This is a genomic window from Falsiroseomonas selenitidurans, assembly GCF_012103215.1.
In the GTDB taxonomy this organism is placed as follows: domain Bacteria; phylum Pseudomonadota; class Alphaproteobacteria; order Acetobacterales; family Acetobacteraceae; genus Falsiroseomonas; species Falsiroseomonas selenitidurans.
This window is the reverse complement of sequence record NZ_JAAVNE010000017.1, coordinates 42,014-58,624: the sequence shown is the minus strand read 5'-3', so window position 1 is coordinate 58,624 and position 16,611 is coordinate 42,014. Positions and strand designations below refer to the sequence as shown.

Sequence of the window (16,611 nt, the reverse complement as noted above, 5' to 3'; positions counted from 1 at the left end):
TCCAGAATTGTGTCCAAAAATTTGTTCGCGCGATCGATCGCAGTGGCCAGCGTCGCATCAAAGCGGTCATCAGGCTCACGCGTACTCTGTCCCCGCCTGCTGATTGCGCAGCACCGCGGTCATCATCCGCGCTGCGGTCGCGTTAAACGCCGCCCTGAAATCGAAGCTGGCCTCCACTCCGGCCGGCCCCTCGATCGGGGTCTTGGCCAGTGCCAGATAGACCTCGTGCAGCGTGATGGTCAGGCTGCGGTTCGCATCGATGGTGAAGGCCAGCGCGAACTCCGCCGAGGTGCCAGCCTGCGCCTGCGCGAGCAGCGTCGTGTTCTCGAACCGCACGGTGATCTGGCCGGTGCAGCGCGCGATGCCGGGATCCACGCCCTCGACGCGCCGATCGGCGCGGATGGTGCGCACTGCCTCCATGCCATTGGCGTAGGTGAGCCGCGCGCCGGTGACCTGCGCCAGGGCCGAGCCGCCGCGTGTGATGGAGCCCTGCGCCTTGTTGAACGCGGTATAGGCCGAGCTGGTCGGCGTGCCACCTGACGTGGCGCCCGTGCGCACCGAGCCCTGGCCCATCAGCCCGAACGTCGCGGTGGCCGCGCCGGTCGGTGTGAAGTCCATCTCCAGCGTATCGGCGCGGACGCCGGTGCAGACGTCGAAGGACGGCACGTCCGGGTAGCCGATCTCCATCGCGTTGCTGGGCAGCGAGGCCGCGCCCGAGCCGAAGGTGTGGATGAAGTTGGTGGTGCCGGTGGTGGTGGGTGCGCCGAGCAGCAGCCGCAGCCAGTGCCCGATGTTGATCAGATCGACCGGCACGACGGCCTGGCCGGCGACCGTCACCGTGTCGAGGAAGGGCGCGGCGGGATCCCGGTTGCTGCCAACGCCGATGACATCGGCGTCCAGCAGCGGCTGCTCGGCGCCGAGATCGCACGACAGGAACGGCATGCGCCGCCAGTTGCTGCCGGGCGCGGTGCCGTAGACGGTCTCTGGCAGCATGAGCAGGCGGCAGTTCGCGCCGATGGCACGGGGCATGGGCTTTCTCCTGGAGGGGGATCAGGCCAGCGGCGAGCCGGCGACGGTGAACCAGAGGGTGACGGGGATGGCGGCGGCGCGGGCCGCGGCCGCGCCCTCGAACTCGACATCCTCGAAGGACGCGCTGCCGGGCTGCGCCCATTCGACGGCGCCGCCGAGGGTGCGGTTGGCGGTGATTGCTGCAGCGATATCCACGAGCATCGCATCGAGCAGGGTGTTGCGCACGGCGGGCGTTGCGCCCGCGACCGTGATCTCGACCTCGGCGCGATGCTCGATCTGCCAGGCGAGTGGTGAGAGGATGGGCGTCTCCTCCACCGTCTCGCCGTCGCGGACGACGACGAGCCCGCCAGCGGGGATGCGCTGCGGGACCGTCTCGCCGCGGAGCACCAGCGGTACAGGGTTCCGGACGGCGAGCGACGCGACCAGCCGGCTGTGCAGCGCGGCGATGGCGGTCTCGCGCGCGCTCATGCTGCCCGTCCGCTCTCACGCGCCCAAGTCGCGACGAAACGGCCCGGCAGGCGGCGCAGCCCACGCTCAGCCGCGCCGCGCACGTCCAGCCGCTTGGCCAGCTTCACCTGAGGCAGCAGCAGGAACATCGGCACCATCCCCTGTTCCAGGAGGCCGCGCGCCCAGGCCTCGCGGCCCTTGCGATTGGCGGTGCCGACTTCTGTCACGCCGCCCGCCACCAATCGCGTCCTGCGCCGCCGCCCGGTCTGCTCGCCCTGGCGCAGCGGCAGGCACCACACGAAGCCCCGTCCCGACTTGAAGGGCCGCAGGAAGGCCTGGCCGGACGCCACCATCTGCGCCGGCGTGACGCGCATGCCCTTCTCACCGCGCCCGCGGCGTCCGCGCGCCGCATTGAAGCCGGTCGGGATGGCCAGAAACTTCCCGCCGCCCTTCGCCCGGATCAGCGCGCCGCGCTCGAAGGCGTCGATCACATTCGGGACCTTGGTGAAGACCAGCCCGGCCGGCCGCAGCGACTGCCCGGACCGTGGGAAGATGATCGACCGCCAGGCATTGGCGATGCCGCGCGCGTTCCCCGAGAAGGCCGTGGTGACCTGCCGCCGCAGCTCGGCCTTCACCTGGTCGGTCTCGGCACGGATGGCGGTCATGGCGGCGCGCTCGCCCGCCTTCACCTCATCGGCCAGCACCTTGCGGAGGTCGCCGACGATGGCGACGCCGAGCCGCATGGATCAGCGCCCACCGAATTTGCGGCTGAGGATACGCAGCAGCAGGTCGTGCAGCGCGGCGTAGCCCAGCGTCCCCGCCAGCCACGCCACCGCGAACAGCCACCAGCCGTCGAGCTCGAAGGCATGGGCAATCAGCCAGGCGCCGGTGCCGAGGCTGCCGCCAGCCAGCGCGTGCAGCAGATAGGCGCGGGTCAGCAGCGGCCGGTCGGTGGAGGAGAAGCGGGCCATCGCCCCGAGCGCACCTAGGGCGCCGGCAAGCAGCGCCTCGCCGACAATGCCGCCGATGCGCTCGGGGTCGATCATGGCGGTGCTCCTATCGGCGGCAGAAGACGCGCCAGGCGATGCCTGCGGCGTCGCGCTCGGCGTGCTGGACGGTCAGGGTGTCGGCGCCGAGCGTGAAGGTGTCGTCCGCGCCGACGGCGGGCAGCACGGCGATGACCACGGTCAGCACGTCGCTGGCCTGGATCACGCTCGTGCCGAAGGCATCGCCCAACCGGTCCGGCGCCGAGCGGACTACGCGGAGCAGGACCGGCGCACCGGTCCCTCCCGCGCGATAGATCGCATCCACACCGATGTTCGGATCCGCGACCAGCGCGTCCATGGCCGCGGCGAAGGCGCTCACGCTGGCCGCCGCAGCCGCCAGGTGAGCACGCCGACCACCGCGGCGGCGATGACCGCGATGGCGACGGCCGGCGCCAGCGTGCCTAGCGCCTGGATCGCTGGTGCGGCCTGTGCCACGGCGGTGGCGATGCCCGCCGCGCCGACCAGCACGGCGCCGCGGCCGGTGCCGGTGACGGCGGCTACCTCCCGCAGCGTCACGGGCGCGGCCGGAGGAACGCCCGCGAGGGTCAGCGCGCGATTGATGACGCCAGCCGGATAGGTCAGCCCGGCGCACTCGTGGTGGATGATCGCCTCAACCAGGGGGCGCAGGTGATCGTGCCGATGCAGGTCGATCGCCTCATCCGGCCCAACGCCGATGCGCCGCGCCACCACCGCGATGTACGCGGCGGTGTCGTTCTCCACCTTCGGCGCCCAGCGCTCGATGATCGCCCGCGGCGTGCGCAGCTTGTGCCGGTCCTGGTAGGTGACCAGCAGGGCCGCCAGCGCGCGGATGCCGAATTCATGGCTGGTGAAGCGGCAGAAGCGCCCATCCGAGGGTGGCTCGGCCAGCCCCTGCCACTTGTTGGCCGGGACGTGCTCGATGTTCCCCGGGTTGCGGTTGCGATAGCCCCGCGTGGCCTTCGGATCGATGCTCATGCGCCGGCCGCCGGAACACGCAGCAGCACGGCGCGGACGGTGGTGTCCGCGGCGAGCGCCGCCACCGTGGCGAGACCCACCTGGAAGTTGCCGGTGGCCGTGGTGGTGAGGCGCCGGTTGGTGTTGTCCCAGAAAAGCCGAGCGCCGGCGGTGATTGCCAGCGCCGGCTCCTTGGTGATGTCGAACACACCCTTGGTCTGGCATTCGATGACGGCGTTCTGCACGCCATCGACGGCGGCCACGCCGAAGAGCGCGCCGACCAGCACGCCCTGGCCGGAGGTGACGCCGCCCGCATAGGGGACGGCGAGCGCCAGGCTGTCGCCCGGCTGCACATAGTTGCGCATGGGGATGAGGTCTCCAGAAACGCAGAAGGCGCCCGGTGGGGCGCCCTCTGCGTGGATTGACGATGGATGGACTGTTGGGTGGCGGAGGTGATCAGGTGCCCGGATTGAACCAGGCGCCGCGCCAGTCGATGGCGCCGACACCGAAGTCGAAGATCACGCTGACCTCCACACCGTCGACGCCCTGGACATTGCCGGTGGTGACCTGCGGGCCCTCGGCGCCGTTGAGGTAGCCGTAGACGTAGACGGGTGCCGCCATCGGGTCGGAGAACAGGTACCAGCGGTTTGCCGGGATGAGCGGCTCGACCAGCGGCTGCACGAAGCCGGCATAGACGTTGGCGTTGCTGGTCTGCGTCGCCTGCACCGAGACAGTGAGCTGCCGCGCGGCAAGCTCCTGGTTCGGCCCGACCAGCAGCCGCATCTGCGCGCCGACCGCGATGGGCAGGCCGTCGAGGGTCTTCTGGCGCATCACCGCGGCACGGCCCAGCGCCAGGTTCGGAAGATCCAGCGCGGTGCCGGCCCCCGCCTTGTTGGCCCGCGCGGCCGCCGTGCCGAACACCGCGGCCGCGCCGGTGATGAGCGTGGGACCGTCGCCGCCGGCGCTGTTCACGAGCGCATAGGCCGTGGCGTTCTCGAAGTCCGCGACGCGCCGGCCGATCATGCTGGCGAAGTCGGTGAAGGCGCCGAGATCGTCGTTGACCAGCATCTGCCGCGTCACGCGGATGCGCCGCGCGAAGGTCTGCAGGAACACGAGCTCCTGGCTCTCGGACATGGTGCCAGCCTGCACCTCGCCGTTCTCCGACAGTGGCAGCAGCGTCGGGAAGTCACCGACCCGCAGGTGGCGATGCGGCTTGAAGTCCCGGAAATCGCGCCGCAGGAACAGGGTCCGGTAGGTGGGTGCCGCCGGCGCGTAGGCCGCCAGCAGCATCTTGTTGGCCGCGGCCGAGAGCAGCGCGGGGAAGTCGCTGGTGGTGTGGAAGGCGCGCTCGGCGAGGATGGTCGGGTTGCGCGGAACGTTGCGCTCCCCGCGGATGCGGAGCAGTTCACCGATCATGTCGGAGGGCCGCCAGCCCAGAAACTCAGTGTGCCGACCTGTGGCCGTCGCCTGGTAACCGGGCATGGTGCGGGCAGCGAGCGCCTCGGCCATGGCATCGAGGAGCTGCGACGGATCCTCGTTGGAGGGCCCGGTGTCCGGTCGCGCCGGCAGGGAGGGGCGCGCGGCGCCGCTGGTGAAGGCCTCCCACAGCCGGCCGCGCAGCACCTCGGGCGAGACGCGGTCGCGGATGGCGGCCTCGCGCATGGTGTCGAGCATGTCGGCGGTCACCAGGCCACGGGCGGCGGCGAGGACCGGCTCATAGCCGGCGATGCGCTCGACCGCGGCGCGCTCGGCCTCGGCGCGGATAACCTCGATGTCGGGGGCCGGCGGCATGGCGCGGGTCGGCTCGGGCGGCACGGTGGGCGGGGTGCTGGCGGGCGTCGTGGTCACGGGGACCTCCTGGTGCGGGATGGTGGGCGGCGCGGGCGGCGCCGGCGCGGGATCCGGCGAAGCCGGCGTCGTCTCGGGCATGGGTGTGTCCTCGGGGATGGTCAGGGCGGGTTCGATGGCGGTGGCGGGGGTGCCCTGGTCCCCCTCGCCACGGATCACGGCCAGGCCATCCACCGGGACGGGCACGATCGAGATTTCATAGGGCTCCCAATCCACGGCGCGGTGGATGGTCTGGCCGGTGGCGGCGTCGGGCCGGGGCTCGTAGCGGTGCACGCGGTAGCCGACGCTGACAGACTGCAGCGTGCCGTCAGCGACGCGCTGCCAGACCGGCTCCACGTCGTCGGCGCCGCTGAATTGCAGCGTGGCGTAGCCGCGGCCGGCCTCGAGGCGAGCGGCGGTGACGCGACCCAGAACATCGCGCGTGCCGGCGCGGCGATGGGTGTCGAGAACCGGGGCGCGGCCAGACCGGAGCGCATCCATGCGCACCGCTGAGGGCGCCATGTCGAGCTCTTCGAGGATCGGCCCATAGGGCGGCACGAAGTTGCGGGCCCGTGCGCCGGTGGACCACACCACCTCGACGGTGCGCGCCGCGCGATTGACGGTGACGGGCGCAGCCAGCGCCCGACAGGCGGTGATCGACTGCCCATCGGTGGGCAGTCGATCGGGCGCAGGTTCCTGCTCCGGCGCGGGGAGGTCCCCGCCCAGTTCGATCGGCTCGGTCATGAGGCGTTCTCCTGGGCAGCGTCGCTACGGCGCGGCGAAGCCCTGCGCGTTGACGTAGACCTGCGCGCCGGTGGTGATGCAGGCGACATTCACCGCCGTGGCCGCGGTGCCGCGCAGGGGCGTGGGAAAGGTGATCTCCACCGGAGAGGCCATCGCGGCTGGCAGCAGCTGCCGCCAGATCACGGTGGCGCCATCCTTGATGACCACCTCCGTGGCGACCGTCGCGTGGGCATTGCGGATATCGATCGAGGTGACGTAGTTCCGGATGCCGGCCGCCGCGGCCGCCCGAAGCACCACGTCGGTGGTGTTGATGATCCCGCCCGCGGCGGCGGCATACTGCCAGTCCGCCTCCGGGATCGCGTAGGGCTTGGTCACCAGCGCGCCGATCAGCGTCGCCAGCAGATCGACACCGCGCGCCGTGGTCACCGCGACCGGGTTGGCCGAGTAGCCGGTGGCCGCCAGCACCGGCAGCGCACCGCTCGTGTTGCGCGCCTGGCCGCCCACCGGCGTGACGCTCGGCGGGATGGTGCTGAGCACGTTCACACCCAGCCCCTGGCCCGCGACGGACTGGCCGCGGCCGGCGGTGATCTCCGTCGTCAGCTCGGCATAGTCAGCGATGGTGACAAACTGGACCTTGATGTCCGTGTTCGAGACTGGCGCCAGGTTGCGACTGACCGACGCCCAGCCGGTGTTGAGATAGGCGCCGGTGAAGGTCGAACCGACCAAGTCAAAGCTGTTCGCGTCGATCACCGTGATGGTGAAGGTCCCATTCGCCCCGGGCACGCCCGACACGTCCGCCACCGTCACCGTGTCATTCGTGGCAAAGCCATGCGCCGCGCGCGTGATGCGCACCGCGCCCGAGCCATTGTTCGCCACCGCCGACACACCACTGATGAACTGCCGGTTCCGCACGCGGATCCGAAAGCGATACAGCGCATTCGGCTCCGGGATCTGCTGGTGGCGGACATAGGAGTTCGACCGCGCCGCGGTGGTGTCGAGCAGCCGCCCGTGGAAGTAGCATTCGTCGTTGGTCGGCTCGAGCTCCAACACCGACCAGCCCGCGGGCGCAGTGGTGGGAATGGTGCTGCCGGACGTGCTGCCGAGGCGCGGCGCACCCTCGCTCTGGACTTCGTAGTTCGCGAGCGTGGCGCTGGCGCCGTCGAGCCGCCAGGCCGCGGCGCTGCGCCCGTCTGGCTGCGCCGTGGTGGGATCGATGCTTACCAGCTCGAGCCAGACGGATTGGCCGACGATGCGCTGGCTCATATTCACCGCCACCATGACCCGGAGCGGGATGGTGAAGGTGGTGCGGCTGGTGAGAGTCAGCTCATCGTCGAGCGTCGTGCCGGTCGAGATGGAAACCGCGCCATCCGCCACGGTGTGCGTGATGCCGCCGCCGGTCGCCGCGATCTCCCAGCGGGCCGGATTGATCTCGGTGCCGTTGAAGCTGTCACGGAACTTCTTCTGCATGCTCTTGATCTTGAGCATGTCGTCGGTCCAGTCGTAGGCCCCTGCGATCATTGGGATGCTCCTGGATTGGGGGCAGCGCCCGCATCCGCACGCGGCGAAGCAGCGCCGGTGGCGGCGATTTCGATGGCGGCGAGCTGGGCCGCGTCCTGCGCGGCGCCGGACTTCGCGACGCGGCGCGGATCGCTGTCGAGTGAGAGGCCAGCCTCATCGAGCAGGGCATTGGCCTCGCGGATCATCTCCACCACCTGGCGGAAGTCATAGCCGAAGGCGCCGACCGCCTCGGGCTGCGGCACAAAGCCAGCCCGCACCTGCGCGATCAGCGCGGTGGTGTCCTTCAGCGGGTCGATCATCTCGTGCGCCGGCGGGACGTGCGATAGGCCGTCCGGCACCTCCGCCCCCCACAGGCCAAGCAGCGCGCCCTGCGCATGGAAGCGGTCCGCGATCGGCCGCACCAGCATGGGGATCAGCATGCCGTACTGCACCTGCTCGCAGAGCCGGCGGAACTCGATCTTGCCGGCGCGCAGGCTGGAGTAGTTGGCCTGCGTGAGGTCACCGGCGACCTGGTCGTAGGTCAGGCCGGTGCCGACCGCGGACGCCTCCAGCGCACGGCGTGCGAAAGCCGCGTGTGACCCGCCGCCGGAGGGATTCACCACCTCCACGGATCCCATGCCGCGGCGATACAGGATCATGCCCGGCTCGAAGCTCTCCACCGTGCGGCCCTGGGCATCGCGCAGCAGGCCCGAGGCCGGGCCGGTTATGGCATCGTCGCCATCCTCGGACACCACTGCGGCCAGGCAGGCCTCGATCTTGGCCTTCATGAGCAGGGCGGCCTCGTAATCGCCGAGGTCGCGCAGGCGGGTCAGGACAGGGGCGAGCCAGGAGACATCGCGCAGCTGGCCGGGCCGACGCTTGCGGTAGACGTGCAGAACGTCGCGGGCTGGAACACGCTGGCTGCTCAACCAGGTCGCACCACCCGGCAGAACCCAGGACGCGCCGGGATGCACGCGGTACAGCCAGTAGCCCACCGGCTCCCCGGCCTCGCCGAGGCCGATGCCCTGCAGCGTGGGGACACCCTCAATGACGCCCTGCCGCGCCGTGTCGAGGTGGTCGCTTTCCAGCACCTGCAGGCGCAGGCCGATCGGGTTGGCCGGCGTGACGTCCGCCGGCAGCAGGCGGACGAAGCATTCCCCGCTCTCCACCACCGCACGCATGACCAGAGCCTGGAGGCCATAGAGGTCGAGCCGCCCCTCGGCATCGCAGGCAGTGCTGTCGGACCAGCGGCGCCAGGCCTCGGCGTGCGGTTTGTCGGGCCAGCGGGTGGTGATGCCGGCACCCACCGCGTTGCCGGTCCAGAGATCGACGATGCGGGCGGCATACGGGTCGTTGCGGACGGCATCGCGGGCGCGGCGTGCGACGGTGGGCGCGGCGGCGCGGACCTCGGCCGTGGCGCTGCCGCCCGATGCCGCCCAGCTCAAGGCGCGGCTGTCCTGCGCCGCGGCATAGCCGCGCAGCGCGTGCCAGGCGTCACGAAGGCGCCCCATCACCTGCTGCCCTCGCGCGAGAAGCTGGCGAAGGTCACGTTGGGCCGGCGGGCGGCGCTGTTCTCCGCGGCGTGCAGCACCGACAGCGCCTGGCCGAGCTCATCCAGTGAGCGGTACTCCACCGTGCGGCCGTCGAAAGTCACGCGTGTGGTGCCGCCGGTGAAGGCGGCGGCCAGCACGGCGGCGCGGGTGCCAGCGGGCTGTGCCAGCGCCCAGGCGAGGACGGTCGGATCCATGAACGTCCTCCTGTCAACGAAGCCAGCCCCTGCGCGGCGCCAGCCAACCACGCGCGCGCTGGGTGTGGGATGCGGCTGGCGCAGGTGGTGGCGACTGAGGAGCGACATTCCCAGCGGCGGGAACTTCGCTCGGCAGCAGCGGTGCATCGGCGATCTGGTCCCGCAGCTGCTGCCAGAAGCGGTCGCCATACCGATCCGCACCGAGCAGCCAGAGCGCGGCCCGCGCCAGCACGGCGCAGTCCAGCGCCTCGTTCCGCTCGCGCAGCTTGGCCCATTCCTGCCGGGCGAAGCCGCGGCGATCCTTCGTGGTGCGCAGCTGCTCGGCGACCAGTTGCTTGACCCATTCGACCTCTATCGCGCGCGGCAGATGAACCCAACCGGGTGGAAGCTCCTCCGCGTCGCCGCGGCCGAGCCAGAGCCTGCGATAGAGATCGGCCTTCCAGGTCGAGACCGAGACGGTCCAGAGTTTCAGGCCGCGGCGGAGCTTCTGGCCGTTGACCAGCGCATCCACCGGGGTGGGGCCCTGCACCGGTTGGGCGCGGTTCCAGCCCTCGATGCCTTTGGTCGGCGCGATGCGCGGATCCCGCAGCCGCCGCAGGTGGCCATAGACGGCGGCGGTGTCGCGGCCGCCGGTGTCGACGCAGAGCCGGGCGATGCGCATCGCGCCACCGCCCTGGCGGGGCCAGTCGCGCGCCAGCAGCTTCGCCAGTTCGTCCCAGGGCTCGCGGTCCCGCGGGCTGCCCGAGATCACCACGTGATCGACGAGCCAGGAGGAGAAGCCCTCCGCCCAGCCCCAGACGTCGCATTCCAGGCGGTCGTCCTGCACGTCCACGCCGGCGGTGAGAACCAGTGCACCGGGCGGCACGACGCCCATGGCGAAGTCCTCGCGGCGCTCGACCAGTCGCTCCCAATCCGGCGCCTCGCCCTGTTCCTGCCAGGTCTCGCCGAGGACCGTGTTCTTGAAGGTCTTGATGTCCTCAGGCTTGCCCTGGGCGGCCTCCCAATCCCTGGCGATCTGCTCCCAGGAGAGCCAGCCCACCGGTGAGTAGAGCGCCGAGATGTGGAAGCCGATGGTGTGCGGATCCTGGCCCTCGGCCGTCGCGCGCCATTCCCCGCCACTGAGCATGGCGGTCTTGTCGTGCTCGTGCATCGGGTGGTCGCAGGCGGTGCAGTGGTACCGCGCCGTCTCCGGCGCGCCCTTCTCCCAAATCAGCCGCTCGAAGCGCAGCCACTGCATCTCACCGCATTCGGTGCACGGCACGAAGAACCGCCGCTGGTCGGAGGCAAGATACTCTCGCTCGATCCTGCTGCGGCCCGCGATCGTCGGCGTGCTGACGAGGAAGGCCTTGCGCCGCCAGCCGAAGGTGCGGGCGCGGGCCTCGGCCAGAGCAATGGGATCGCCCTCGCCGGCGACATCGCCGGGATAGGCATCCACCTCATCGAGGAACAGGAACCGCGCCGTCATGGAGCGAAGCCCGACCGCGCTGTTCGCGCCCGTCAGCACGAGGATGCCGCCGGGGAATTCCTTCGACAGCATGGTGTTGCCGCTGTCGCGCGCACGGGCTGGTGCCACGCGCTCCCGCAGCGCCGGCGTTTCCTCTAGCAGCGGGTCGATGCGCTGCCTGGAAAACCGCTTGGCCAGTTCCACGGTCGGCTGCACCGCCAGTGCTGGTGCCGGCACGTGGTGCATGATGTAGCCGAGCCAGTTGTTGCCGCTCTCCGTCGCCCCGACCTGCGCACCCTTCATGAACACGACGCGCCTGGCTGGATGCACTGCGGACAGCGCGTCCATCACGTCCTTCAGATACGGTGTGCGGCTCGTGCGCCAGGGGCCGGGTTCGGCGGAGGCGCGGCTGCCGAGCATGCGATGCCGCTCTGCCCATTCCGAGACGGTGAGTTGCGGCGGCGGGCGGAGCATGGCGCCGACACGGCGGCGCACATGCTCACGGCTGCGGAGACCGGTCCCCTCCGAGGCCTGCGGGATCGAAGCGATCGGCCGCCTCCGTCAGCAGGTCGTTGATGTGGCTCTGCAGGATGGTCTGCAGCAAATGCGGGTCGACGCTGATCTCGGCGGCGATCAGGCCGGAGACGCGGGCGGGCCAGTTCAGCAGCGCGTCGCGCATCGTGCTGCCGATCTCGTCGAGCGCGGCATTGGCCTCGGTGACATCGACCAGCCGGCGCTTGGTCTCGTCGAGCGAAAGGCGCTGCGCCTCCACCTTGAGCGCGAGCTGCGCGACCTTCAGACGCGCGAAGGGCGTGGCCTCGGCGCCCGCGCTGCTGGCCAGGGGCGAGCGGGCGGGATCGGCGGTCTCGGTCAGGCGGCGGCGGGTCTTATCGATATCCCACCGGCCGTCCGGCTCGCGGGCAATCCGGCCGGCCCGTTCGGCCTTGTGGATGGCGGTGTCGCTGACGCCGAGGCGACGGGCGGCCTCGCGCGTGGAGGCGGTCATTTCCGGCATGGCGGCGACTCTGCCTCCCATCGCGGAGCCGCGATGGGGGCCCGCAAGCCGCCGCGCGTGATGGCGATGCCGGCCTTCTCAGAGGGGACGAAGGGCGCGCTGGCGGGCGGCTTCAAAGGCGGTGATGGCGGCGGACCAGTCCAGCGTGGCGCCGTCGCCGAGCATCTGCACCGGCGTCAGGGCCGCGCGGCGGCGTGACCAGTAGTTCCCGTCCAACGTGGCGAGCCAGCCGGCGAGGCCCTGTGCGGCGAGAGCAGCGGCGGCGGCTTCGATCTCCGCCTCACTCGGCGGTGCGGCGCGGCCCATCGTCACGTGGCGGCCGTCCTGCGCCAGGATGATCCAGCGTCGCTCGGAGGGCATCAGCCCTCCTCCTTCTCGGTCTGCCAGGTGGCGTAGTCCACCGTGGCGAAGATCCCGCGCCCGTCGCTGGCGGTGCAGACCTGGATCGTCGCGCGGCCCACGCTGTCGGTGCTGCGCGGCGCGGTGGCGAGAAGCTGCTGCCAGGCGGCGCGGTCCTGCGGGCCTTCGGTAGTCTGGTGCGGGAGGATGGTGGTGCTCATCGTCGTCTCCGTCTGGCGGGGCGGGATGCCCTGCGCGTGACGGACGATTCGCGCTGTGTCGGAGCGCAGCCAACTCGATAAGGCGCCGGGAATCTGGATGATCCCCGGCGCTTCCGATGATGTTCGATGCAGTGGCTGAGATGCTTCACTCCGCCAGGGCGTAGATGGTGAAGGAGCCCTTCGCCCCCGTCTTGTTCGGGCCGACCATCCGCTCGCGCGACTTCACCTCGACCGCGTGGCCCTTTTTCTTCAGCCCCGCGAAGAACCCGCGCACCGTGTGCTGCGCCCAGCCCGTCGCCTCGGCGATCTGCGCGACCGTCGCGCCCTCAGGCCGCCGGAGCATCGCCAGCACCTGCTCCTGCTTGGTGCCCTCGCGCGGCTTGCGCGGCGCGCGCGGATCCCGCGGCGTGTGGGCGGGCTTGCCGGCGAGCAGGGTGCGCAGGGCTTCCATCGGCGCGTCCAGGGCGCCGATCATGTCGCCCTCCCGGTTCGCCTCGTCATCCCAGGCGGCGAGGATCGCCGCGGCGATGTCGCGCAGGCTGGCGCGGGGCGTGGCGGCGCGTGCCGCGAGGGCCTGGTCGAGCATGGCGATCTCCTCCGTCAGGGGCGCGGCCTGGGCGGGCTCGGCGGCGGGCGCGGGGCTTTCCCCCGGCGTGGTGCCGGGCGCCACCGTCGGCGCCGTGTCGGGCACGCTGCCCTCGATGCCGGAGCAGTCGGGCTCGCCGGTCCCCGCGTCGCCCTCGTTCGGGTCGATGCCGATGGCGCGGAGCCCCTCGTCGGTGATGCGCGCCACGATCCAGGTGCCGTCCTCGTCCTGGCGCCAGCCCAGCCCGACATGCTCGCGCGGGGCGTTGATCTCGGTGAGCAGGTTGTTCTTGATCAGGCTGCGGAAGACCGCGTTGCGGGCGGCGGCCGGCAGGGTCTTCGGCGCGCGGGCGAGCCCCATCTCGTGCTGCGCGGCGGCGCTGAGAATCACGCGCTGGCTGTCGGAAAGCTTGGTCATCATGGTGGTCTCCGGTTCCGGGTGCCGGTCATCGGCCCCTACTGCCGGGAGCCCCGCCGGCGCTGCCGGTCGGGGCGGTGCGGAAGTGGTCCGCGTCAGGCGGCGTATTCGCCGCGGCGGAAATGCTGGTCCGCGATGTCCTTCAGCTTCGCCGTGGCGTCCGAAAGCCAGGCCGCCTCGCCCCAAAGCACCGTGTCGGGATCCGCGCCGAAATGGTCTGCGCTGGCCTGCTGGAGTTCCGCGAGAAGGGCATCGAATTCGGCCTTCTTCGCCAGGAAGGCGGCCAGGCTGTGTTCCTGGTTGCGGGCGGCGCGGGCTTCGCGGTCGGTCATGCTGGTCTCCGTCGTGGTGCAGGGCGGGGTGCTCTGCGTGTGACGGACCATTCGCGCTGTGGAGCGCACGAGCCAAGCAAGATGCAGCGTCGTGAGATTGCTATGTTTCGGCGGTCTGGATCACATCATGATCGACAATGCCGCGCGCCGCGGCGACATCGGCAAAGATGCGATCATCACCCTCCAGCACGGCGGCCTCGCCGGTGGTCTCCTGCCAGCGCCGTACGATGACATCGGCATACGCCGGGTCGATCTCCAGCAGCACGGCCCGCCGCCCGGTGCGTTCGGCCGCGATCATGGTGGTGCCGGAGCCACCGAAGCAGTCCAGCACGGTATCGCGCGGCTTGCTGCTGTTGCGGATGGCGCGCTCGACCAGCGCCACCGGCTTCATGGTCGGATGGAGGTCGTTCCTGGCCGGCTTGTCGAAGTGCCAGACGTTTCCCTGGTCGCGCGCACCGCACCAGTAGTGCTGCGCGCCAGCCTTCCAGCCGTAGAGCATGGCCTCGAACTGCTGGTGGTAGTCGGCGCGGCCGAGGGCAAAGGTGTTCTTCGCCCAGATGATGGTGCTGGACCATTTGCCGCCCGCCTCCTGCCAGACGCGATGCAACGTCGGCCACTCGGACGAGGACATGCAGACGTAACAGGCGCCCTTGGTGACCGAGAGCAGATTGGCCAGCGCCGGCCGCAGGAACTCGGGAAAGCTGCCGCCGAGCGCGTCATTGGCGATGGTCATCTTGGCGGCCGTGCCGCCCTCGTAGGCCACGTTATAGGGCGGATCGACGAAGCCCATGTCCGCGAGGTGGCCGGCGCCGAGGGCGCGCTGGACGTCGACCAGCTTCGTCGCGTCGCCGCAGAGAAGGCGATGCTCGCCGCATCGCCAGAGGTCGCCGGTCCTGGTGACCGGCACCACGGGCGGTGGCGGGGCGTCATCGGCATCATCGCCGAGACCGGCATCGGCAGCGGCGAGCAGCCGGTCCAGTTCCATGCCGGAGAAGCCGAGCACGTCGAGGTCGACGACTGCCTCGTCGCGGATGCGGGCGATCTCGGCGGCCAGCAGCGCCTCGTCCCAGCCGGAGTTCAGCGCAATCTGGTTGTCGGCCAGGCGGAGTGCACGCGCCTGCGCAGGAGAGAGATGGCCGAGCCGCAGCACCGGCACCGAGGCGAGGCCCAGCTGCTTCGCGGCCATGACGCGGCCGTGGCCGGCGATCAGCACGCCCTCGGCGTCCACCAGCACCGGATTCACGAAGCCGAACTCGGCGATGGAGGCGGCGATCTGCGCCACCTGCGACGGCGAGTGGGTGCGCGCGTTCTCGGCGTAGGGGACCAGCGCTGCCACCGGCACGCTGCTCACCACGAGATCAAGCTGCATTCGCGGTGACCTCCATTCGCGCCGCGGCCACGGCATCATAGTCGCGCCCATCGTCGGCCAGCGTCACCGACAGGTCCGGATGCAGCATCCGCCAGCGAGCAATCGCCAGGTCGACATAGGCCGGAGCCAGCTCGATCGCGCGCACAGCCCGTCCGGTCCGCTGGCCCGCCAGGATGGTGGTGCCGGAGCCGCCGAAGGGCTCGAACACGACCTCGCCCTCGTCGGTGTAGGTCCGCATCAGGAACTCGGGCAGCACCACCGGAAACACCGCGGGGTGCTCGGTCTCGATGCCGCGGCCCTTGTGGCGGGTCAGGCGCAGCACGTTGTCGGGGATCCGGAAGTCCTGCACCGGCAGGCCGGCGTGCTGGTACTCGGAGATGGTGCCGTCGGCGGCACGCAGCCCGCTGCCCTTGTTCGGCGTACCGGCCCATTTGCAGGGGACGATCTTGTTGGCCTGCCGGGACTGGCGATTGAAGTGGAAGACGAACTCGAAGGCCGGTGCGAGCCGGCCGTTCCAGTCGCCGGGCAGGCCAGGCCCCTGGTCCCAGGTGTAGAGCCCGAACCGCCGCCAGCCGCGTGAGCGCATCCAGTCGAGCCATGCCGCCCAATAGGGCTGCCATTCATTGTCGCGGTGTATCAGGCCGAGGTTCACCAGCACCTGACCATCGGGCCGCATGACCGCGTCGAGATGCTGGAATACGCCCTGCATCAGGGCATCCCAATCGGTGCCGCCACCGGTGGTGTAGTCGCGTTGGTTGCCGTAGGGCGGCGACGTGAACAGCAGCGCGGCGCGCTCTGGTCCCATCACGCGGGCCACGGTGGCGGCGTCGGTGCTGTCGCCGCAGAGCAGGCGGTGCTCGCCCAGTAGCCACAGGTCGCCGGGGCGGGTGACGGCCTGGCGCGGCGGCTCCGGATCGGCGTCGGCGGGATCCTCCGCCGGCCCTTCCTCCGTCACCGCCGCCCCAGTCGCGCCGCCCCCCTGGGCGGAATCCGCGGACAGGGCCTCGGGCGCGTCGCCTTCGGACACGGCATCTCCAGCCGCCGCGAGGATGTCCGCGAGCTCATCCGCCGAAAAGCCGAGCGCGCCGAGGTCGATCTCCGCCGCCGCCTGCACCGCGGCCAGCGCGTCGCGCAGCAGCGCCTGGTCCCAGGTCGCGTTCTCCGCGATGCGATTATCAGCGAGCCGCAGCGCCTCTTTCTGCGCCGCGGATAGGTGCCGCAGCACGATCACCGGCAGCTTGGCCATGCCAAGTGCGGACGCCGCCTCGAGCCGACCATGGCCCGCGATCAGCACGCCGTCCTCATCCACCAGCAGCGGGTTGGTGAAGCCGAAGGCCAGCATGCTGGCCTTGATCTGCTCCAGCTGCTCGGCGCTGTGCACGCGGGCGTTGCCGGCATGCGGGCGCAGCTCCGCCACCGGGCGCAGCAGGATCTTCGCCGCCATCCAGGGGAGCGTCATCGGACCATCCGGATCTGGGAGTGGGTGCAAACCATGCGGCCCGCGGGTGCAAACCTGGCACGGTATGGTTTGCGGGCTATCTGTCTGATCGCACAAGGAAAGGGGTGCAAACTGCAACCCTGTTTTATGGCCTGACGCTAGCGATGTTGCGCGCTTCCG

19 protein-coding genes are annotated in these 16,611 nt (G+C 70.8%); all 19 read right to left on the bottom strand.

The window, feature by feature from the left end:
* Window positions 1-75 precede the first annotated feature (75 nt).
* The 19 genes from HEQ75_RS12295 to HEQ75_RS12205 all read right to left on the bottom strand — a co-directional run bounded on the left by HEQ75_RS12295 (window position 76) and on the right by HEQ75_RS12205 (window position 16,410).
* Entirely contained in the window at window positions 76-1,029 is a 954-nt protein-coding gene (locus HEQ75_RS12295) for a phage tail tube protein (RefSeq protein ID WP_168030863.1), read from the bottom strand.
* Window positions 1,030-1,050: 21 nt separating this feature from the next.
* Window positions 1,051-1,497: a hypothetical protein gene (locus tag HEQ75_RS12290; RefSeq protein WP_168030861.1), complete on the bottom strand. Its 447-nt coding sequence runs from the start codon at window positions 1,495-1,497 to the stop codon at window positions 1,051-1,053.
* Window positions 1,494-2,219, bottom strand: a complete 726-nt coding sequence (locus HEQ75_RS12285; protein WP_168030859.1) for a DUF6441 family protein — start codon at window positions 2,217-2,219, stop codon at window positions 1,494-1,496. Before HEQ75_RS12285 ends, HEQ75_RS12290 begins: the two co-directional genes overlap by 4 nt.
* 3 nt (window positions 2,220-2,222) lie before the next feature.
* On the bottom strand, window positions 2,223-2,522 hold the full coding sequence (locus HEQ75_RS12280) for a hypothetical protein (protein ID WP_092963389.1): 300 nt from the start codon (window positions 2,520-2,522) through the stop codon (window positions 2,223-2,225).
* Window positions 2,523-2,532: 10 nt separating this feature from the next.
* The gene (locus HEQ75_RS12275; protein ID WP_168030857.1) at window positions 2,533-2,841 is read right to left on the bottom strand and encodes a head-tail joining protein; all 309 of its coding nucleotides are present in this window, start codon (window positions 2,839-2,841) and stop codon (window positions 2,533-2,535) included.
* On the bottom strand, window positions 2,838-3,476 hold the full coding sequence (locus HEQ75_RS27845; protein ID WP_209318514.1) for a structural protein: 639 nt from the start codon (window positions 3,474-3,476) through the stop codon (window positions 2,838-2,840). Before HEQ75_RS27845 ends, HEQ75_RS12275 begins: the two co-directional genes overlap by 4 nt.
* Complete coding sequence (locus HEQ75_RS12265) at window positions 3,473-3,820, bottom strand: DUF2190 family protein (protein ID WP_168030855.1); 348 nt, start codon at window positions 3,818-3,820, stop codon at window positions 3,473-3,475. Before HEQ75_RS12265 ends, HEQ75_RS27845 begins: the two co-directional genes overlap by 4 nt.
* A gap of 91 nt (window positions 3,821-3,911) precedes the next feature.
* Window positions 3,912-6,026 carry a prohead protease/major capsid protein fusion protein gene (locus tag HEQ75_RS12260; protein WP_168030853.1) on the bottom strand — a complete coding sequence of 705 codons (2,115 nt, stop codon included), beginning with the start codon at window positions 6,024-6,026 and terminating at the stop codon, window positions 3,912-3,914.
* Window positions 6,027-6,050: 24 nt separating this feature from the next.
* On the bottom strand, window positions 6,051-7,544 hold the full coding sequence (locus tag HEQ75_RS12255; protein ID WP_168030851.1) for a ubiquitin-activating E1 FCCH domain-containing protein: 1,494 nt from the start codon (window positions 7,542-7,544) through the stop codon (window positions 6,051-6,053).
* Window positions 7,541-9,034, bottom strand: a complete 1,494-nt coding sequence (locus HEQ75_RS12250; RefSeq protein WP_168030849.1) for a phage portal protein — start codon at window positions 9,032-9,034, stop codon at window positions 7,541-7,543. Before HEQ75_RS12250 ends, HEQ75_RS12255 begins: the two co-directional genes overlap by 4 nt.
* Window positions 9,034-9,270 (bottom strand): phage head-tail joining protein, encoded by a 237-nt coding sequence (locus tag HEQ75_RS12245; RefSeq protein ID WP_168030847.1) that lies wholly within the window; start codon window positions 9,268-9,270, stop codon window positions 9,034-9,036. The genes HEQ75_RS12250 and HEQ75_RS12245 overlap by 1 nt, the downstream gene beginning before the upstream one ends.
* A gap of 13 nt (window positions 9,271-9,283) precedes the next feature.
* A complete protein-coding gene (locus HEQ75_RS12240) occupies window positions 9,284-11,134 on the bottom strand; it encodes a phage terminase large subunit family protein (RefSeq protein WP_328733735.1) in 1,851 nt (616 codons plus the stop codon).
* A gap of 79 nt (window positions 11,135-11,213) precedes the next feature.
* On the bottom strand, window positions 11,214-11,729 hold the full coding sequence (locus tag HEQ75_RS12235; protein WP_168030843.1) for a MerR family transcriptional regulator: 516 nt from the start codon (window positions 11,727-11,729) through the stop codon (window positions 11,214-11,216).
* A gap of 78 nt (window positions 11,730-11,807) precedes the next feature.
* A complete protein-coding gene (locus tag HEQ75_RS12230; protein ID WP_168030841.1) occupies window positions 11,808-12,089 on the bottom strand; it encodes a hypothetical protein in 282 nt (93 codons plus the stop codon).
* Window positions 12,089-12,289 (bottom strand): hypothetical protein, encoded by a 201-nt coding sequence (locus tag HEQ75_RS12225; protein ID WP_168030839.1) that lies wholly within the window; start codon window positions 12,287-12,289, stop codon window positions 12,089-12,091. The genes HEQ75_RS12230 and HEQ75_RS12225 overlap by 1 nt, the downstream gene beginning before the upstream one ends.
* A 145-nt stretch (window positions 12,290-12,434) precedes the next feature.
* Complete coding sequence (locus HEQ75_RS28245; protein WP_235961542.1) at window positions 12,435-13,292, bottom strand: DUF3489 domain-containing protein; 858 nt, start codon at window positions 13,290-13,292, stop codon at window positions 12,435-12,437.
* 95 nt (window positions 13,293-13,387) lie between these two features.
* Window positions 13,388-13,624, bottom strand: coding sequence for a hypothetical protein (locus HEQ75_RS12215; protein ID WP_168030950.1), 237 nt, complete (start codon window positions 13,622-13,624; stop codon window positions 13,388-13,390).
* A 100-nt stretch (window positions 13,625-13,724) separates the two neighbouring features.
* Window positions 13,725-14,993, bottom strand: a complete 1,269-nt coding sequence (locus HEQ75_RS12210; protein WP_168030837.1) for a site-specific DNA-methyltransferase — start codon at window positions 14,991-14,993, stop codon at window positions 13,725-13,727.
* Window positions 14,983-16,410, bottom strand: a complete 1,428-nt coding sequence (locus tag HEQ75_RS12205) for a site-specific DNA-methyltransferase (RefSeq protein ID WP_328733728.1) — start codon at window positions 16,408-16,410, stop codon at window positions 14,983-14,985. Before HEQ75_RS12205 ends, HEQ75_RS12210 begins: the two co-directional genes overlap by 11 nt.
* Window positions 16,411-16,611 lie beyond the last annotated feature (201 nt).

Excerpts from the sequence above, each read along its gene's own strand:
- HEQ75_RS28245 (WP_235961542.1), bottom strand. The coding sequence starts at position 13,292 with ATGACCAAGCTTTCCGACAGCCAGCGCGTGATTCTCAGCGCCGCCGCG.
- HEQ75_RS12245 (WP_168030847.1), bottom strand. The coding sequence starts at position 9,270 with ATGGATCCGACCGTCCTCGCCTGGGCGCTGGCACAGCCCGCTGGCACC.
- HEQ75_RS12265 (WP_168030855.1), bottom strand. The coding sequence starts at position 3,820 with ATGCGCAACTATGTGCAGCCGGGCGACAGCCTGGCGCTCGCCGTCCCC.
- HEQ75_RS12240 (WP_328733735.1), bottom strand. The coding sequence starts at position 11,134 with ATGCTCGGCAGCCGCGCCTCCGCCGAACCCGGCCCCTGGCGCACGAGC.
- HEQ75_RS12255 (WP_168030851.1), bottom strand. The coding sequence starts at position 7,544 with ATGATCGCAGGGGCCTACGACTGGACCGACGACATGCTCAAGATCAAG.
- HEQ75_RS12225 (WP_168030839.1), bottom strand. The coding sequence starts at position 12,289 with ATGAGCACCACCATCCTCCCGCACCAGACTACCGAAGGCCCGCAGGAC.
- HEQ75_RS12215 (WP_168030950.1), bottom strand. The coding sequence starts at position 13,624 with ATGACCGACCGCGAAGCCCGCGCCGCCCGCAACCAGGAACACAGCCTG.
- HEQ75_RS12210 (WP_168030837.1), bottom strand. The coding sequence starts at position 14,993 with ATGCAGCTTGATCTCGTGGTGAGCAGCGTGCCGGTGGCAGCGCTGGTC.
- HEQ75_RS12285 (WP_168030859.1), bottom strand. The coding sequence starts at position 2,219 with ATGCGGCTCGGCGTCGCCATCGTCGGCGACCTCCGCAAGGTGCTGGCC.
- HEQ75_RS12235 (WP_168030843.1), bottom strand. The coding sequence starts at position 11,729 with ATGCCGGAAATGACCGCCTCCACGCGCGAGGCCGCCCGTCGCCTCGGC.
- HEQ75_RS12250 (WP_168030849.1), bottom strand. The coding sequence starts at position 9,034 with ATGGGGCGCCTTCGTGACGCCTGGCACGCGCTGCGCGGCTATGCCGCG.
- HEQ75_RS12295 (WP_168030863.1), bottom strand. The coding sequence starts at position 1,029 with ATGCCCCGTGCCATCGGCGCGAACTGCCGCCTGCTCATGCTGCCAGAG.
- HEQ75_RS12290 (WP_168030861.1), bottom strand. The coding sequence starts at position 1,497 with ATGAGCGCGCGCGAGACCGCCATCGCCGCGCTGCACAGCCGGCTGGTC.
- HEQ75_RS12230 (WP_168030841.1), bottom strand. The coding sequence starts at position 12,089 with ATGCCCTCCGAGCGACGCTGGATCATCCTGGCGCAGGACGGCCGCCAC.
- HEQ75_RS27845 (WP_209318514.1), bottom strand. The coding sequence starts at position 3,476 with ATGAGCATCGATCCGAAGGCCACGCGGGGCTATCGCAACCGCAACCCG.
- HEQ75_RS12260 (WP_168030853.1), bottom strand. The coding sequence starts at position 6,026 with ATGACCGAGCCGATCGAACTGGGCGGGGACCTCCCCGCGCCGGAGCAG.
- HEQ75_RS12280 (WP_092963389.1), bottom strand. The coding sequence starts at position 2,522 with ATGATCGACCCCGAGCGCATCGGCGGCATTGTCGGCGAGGCGCTGCTT.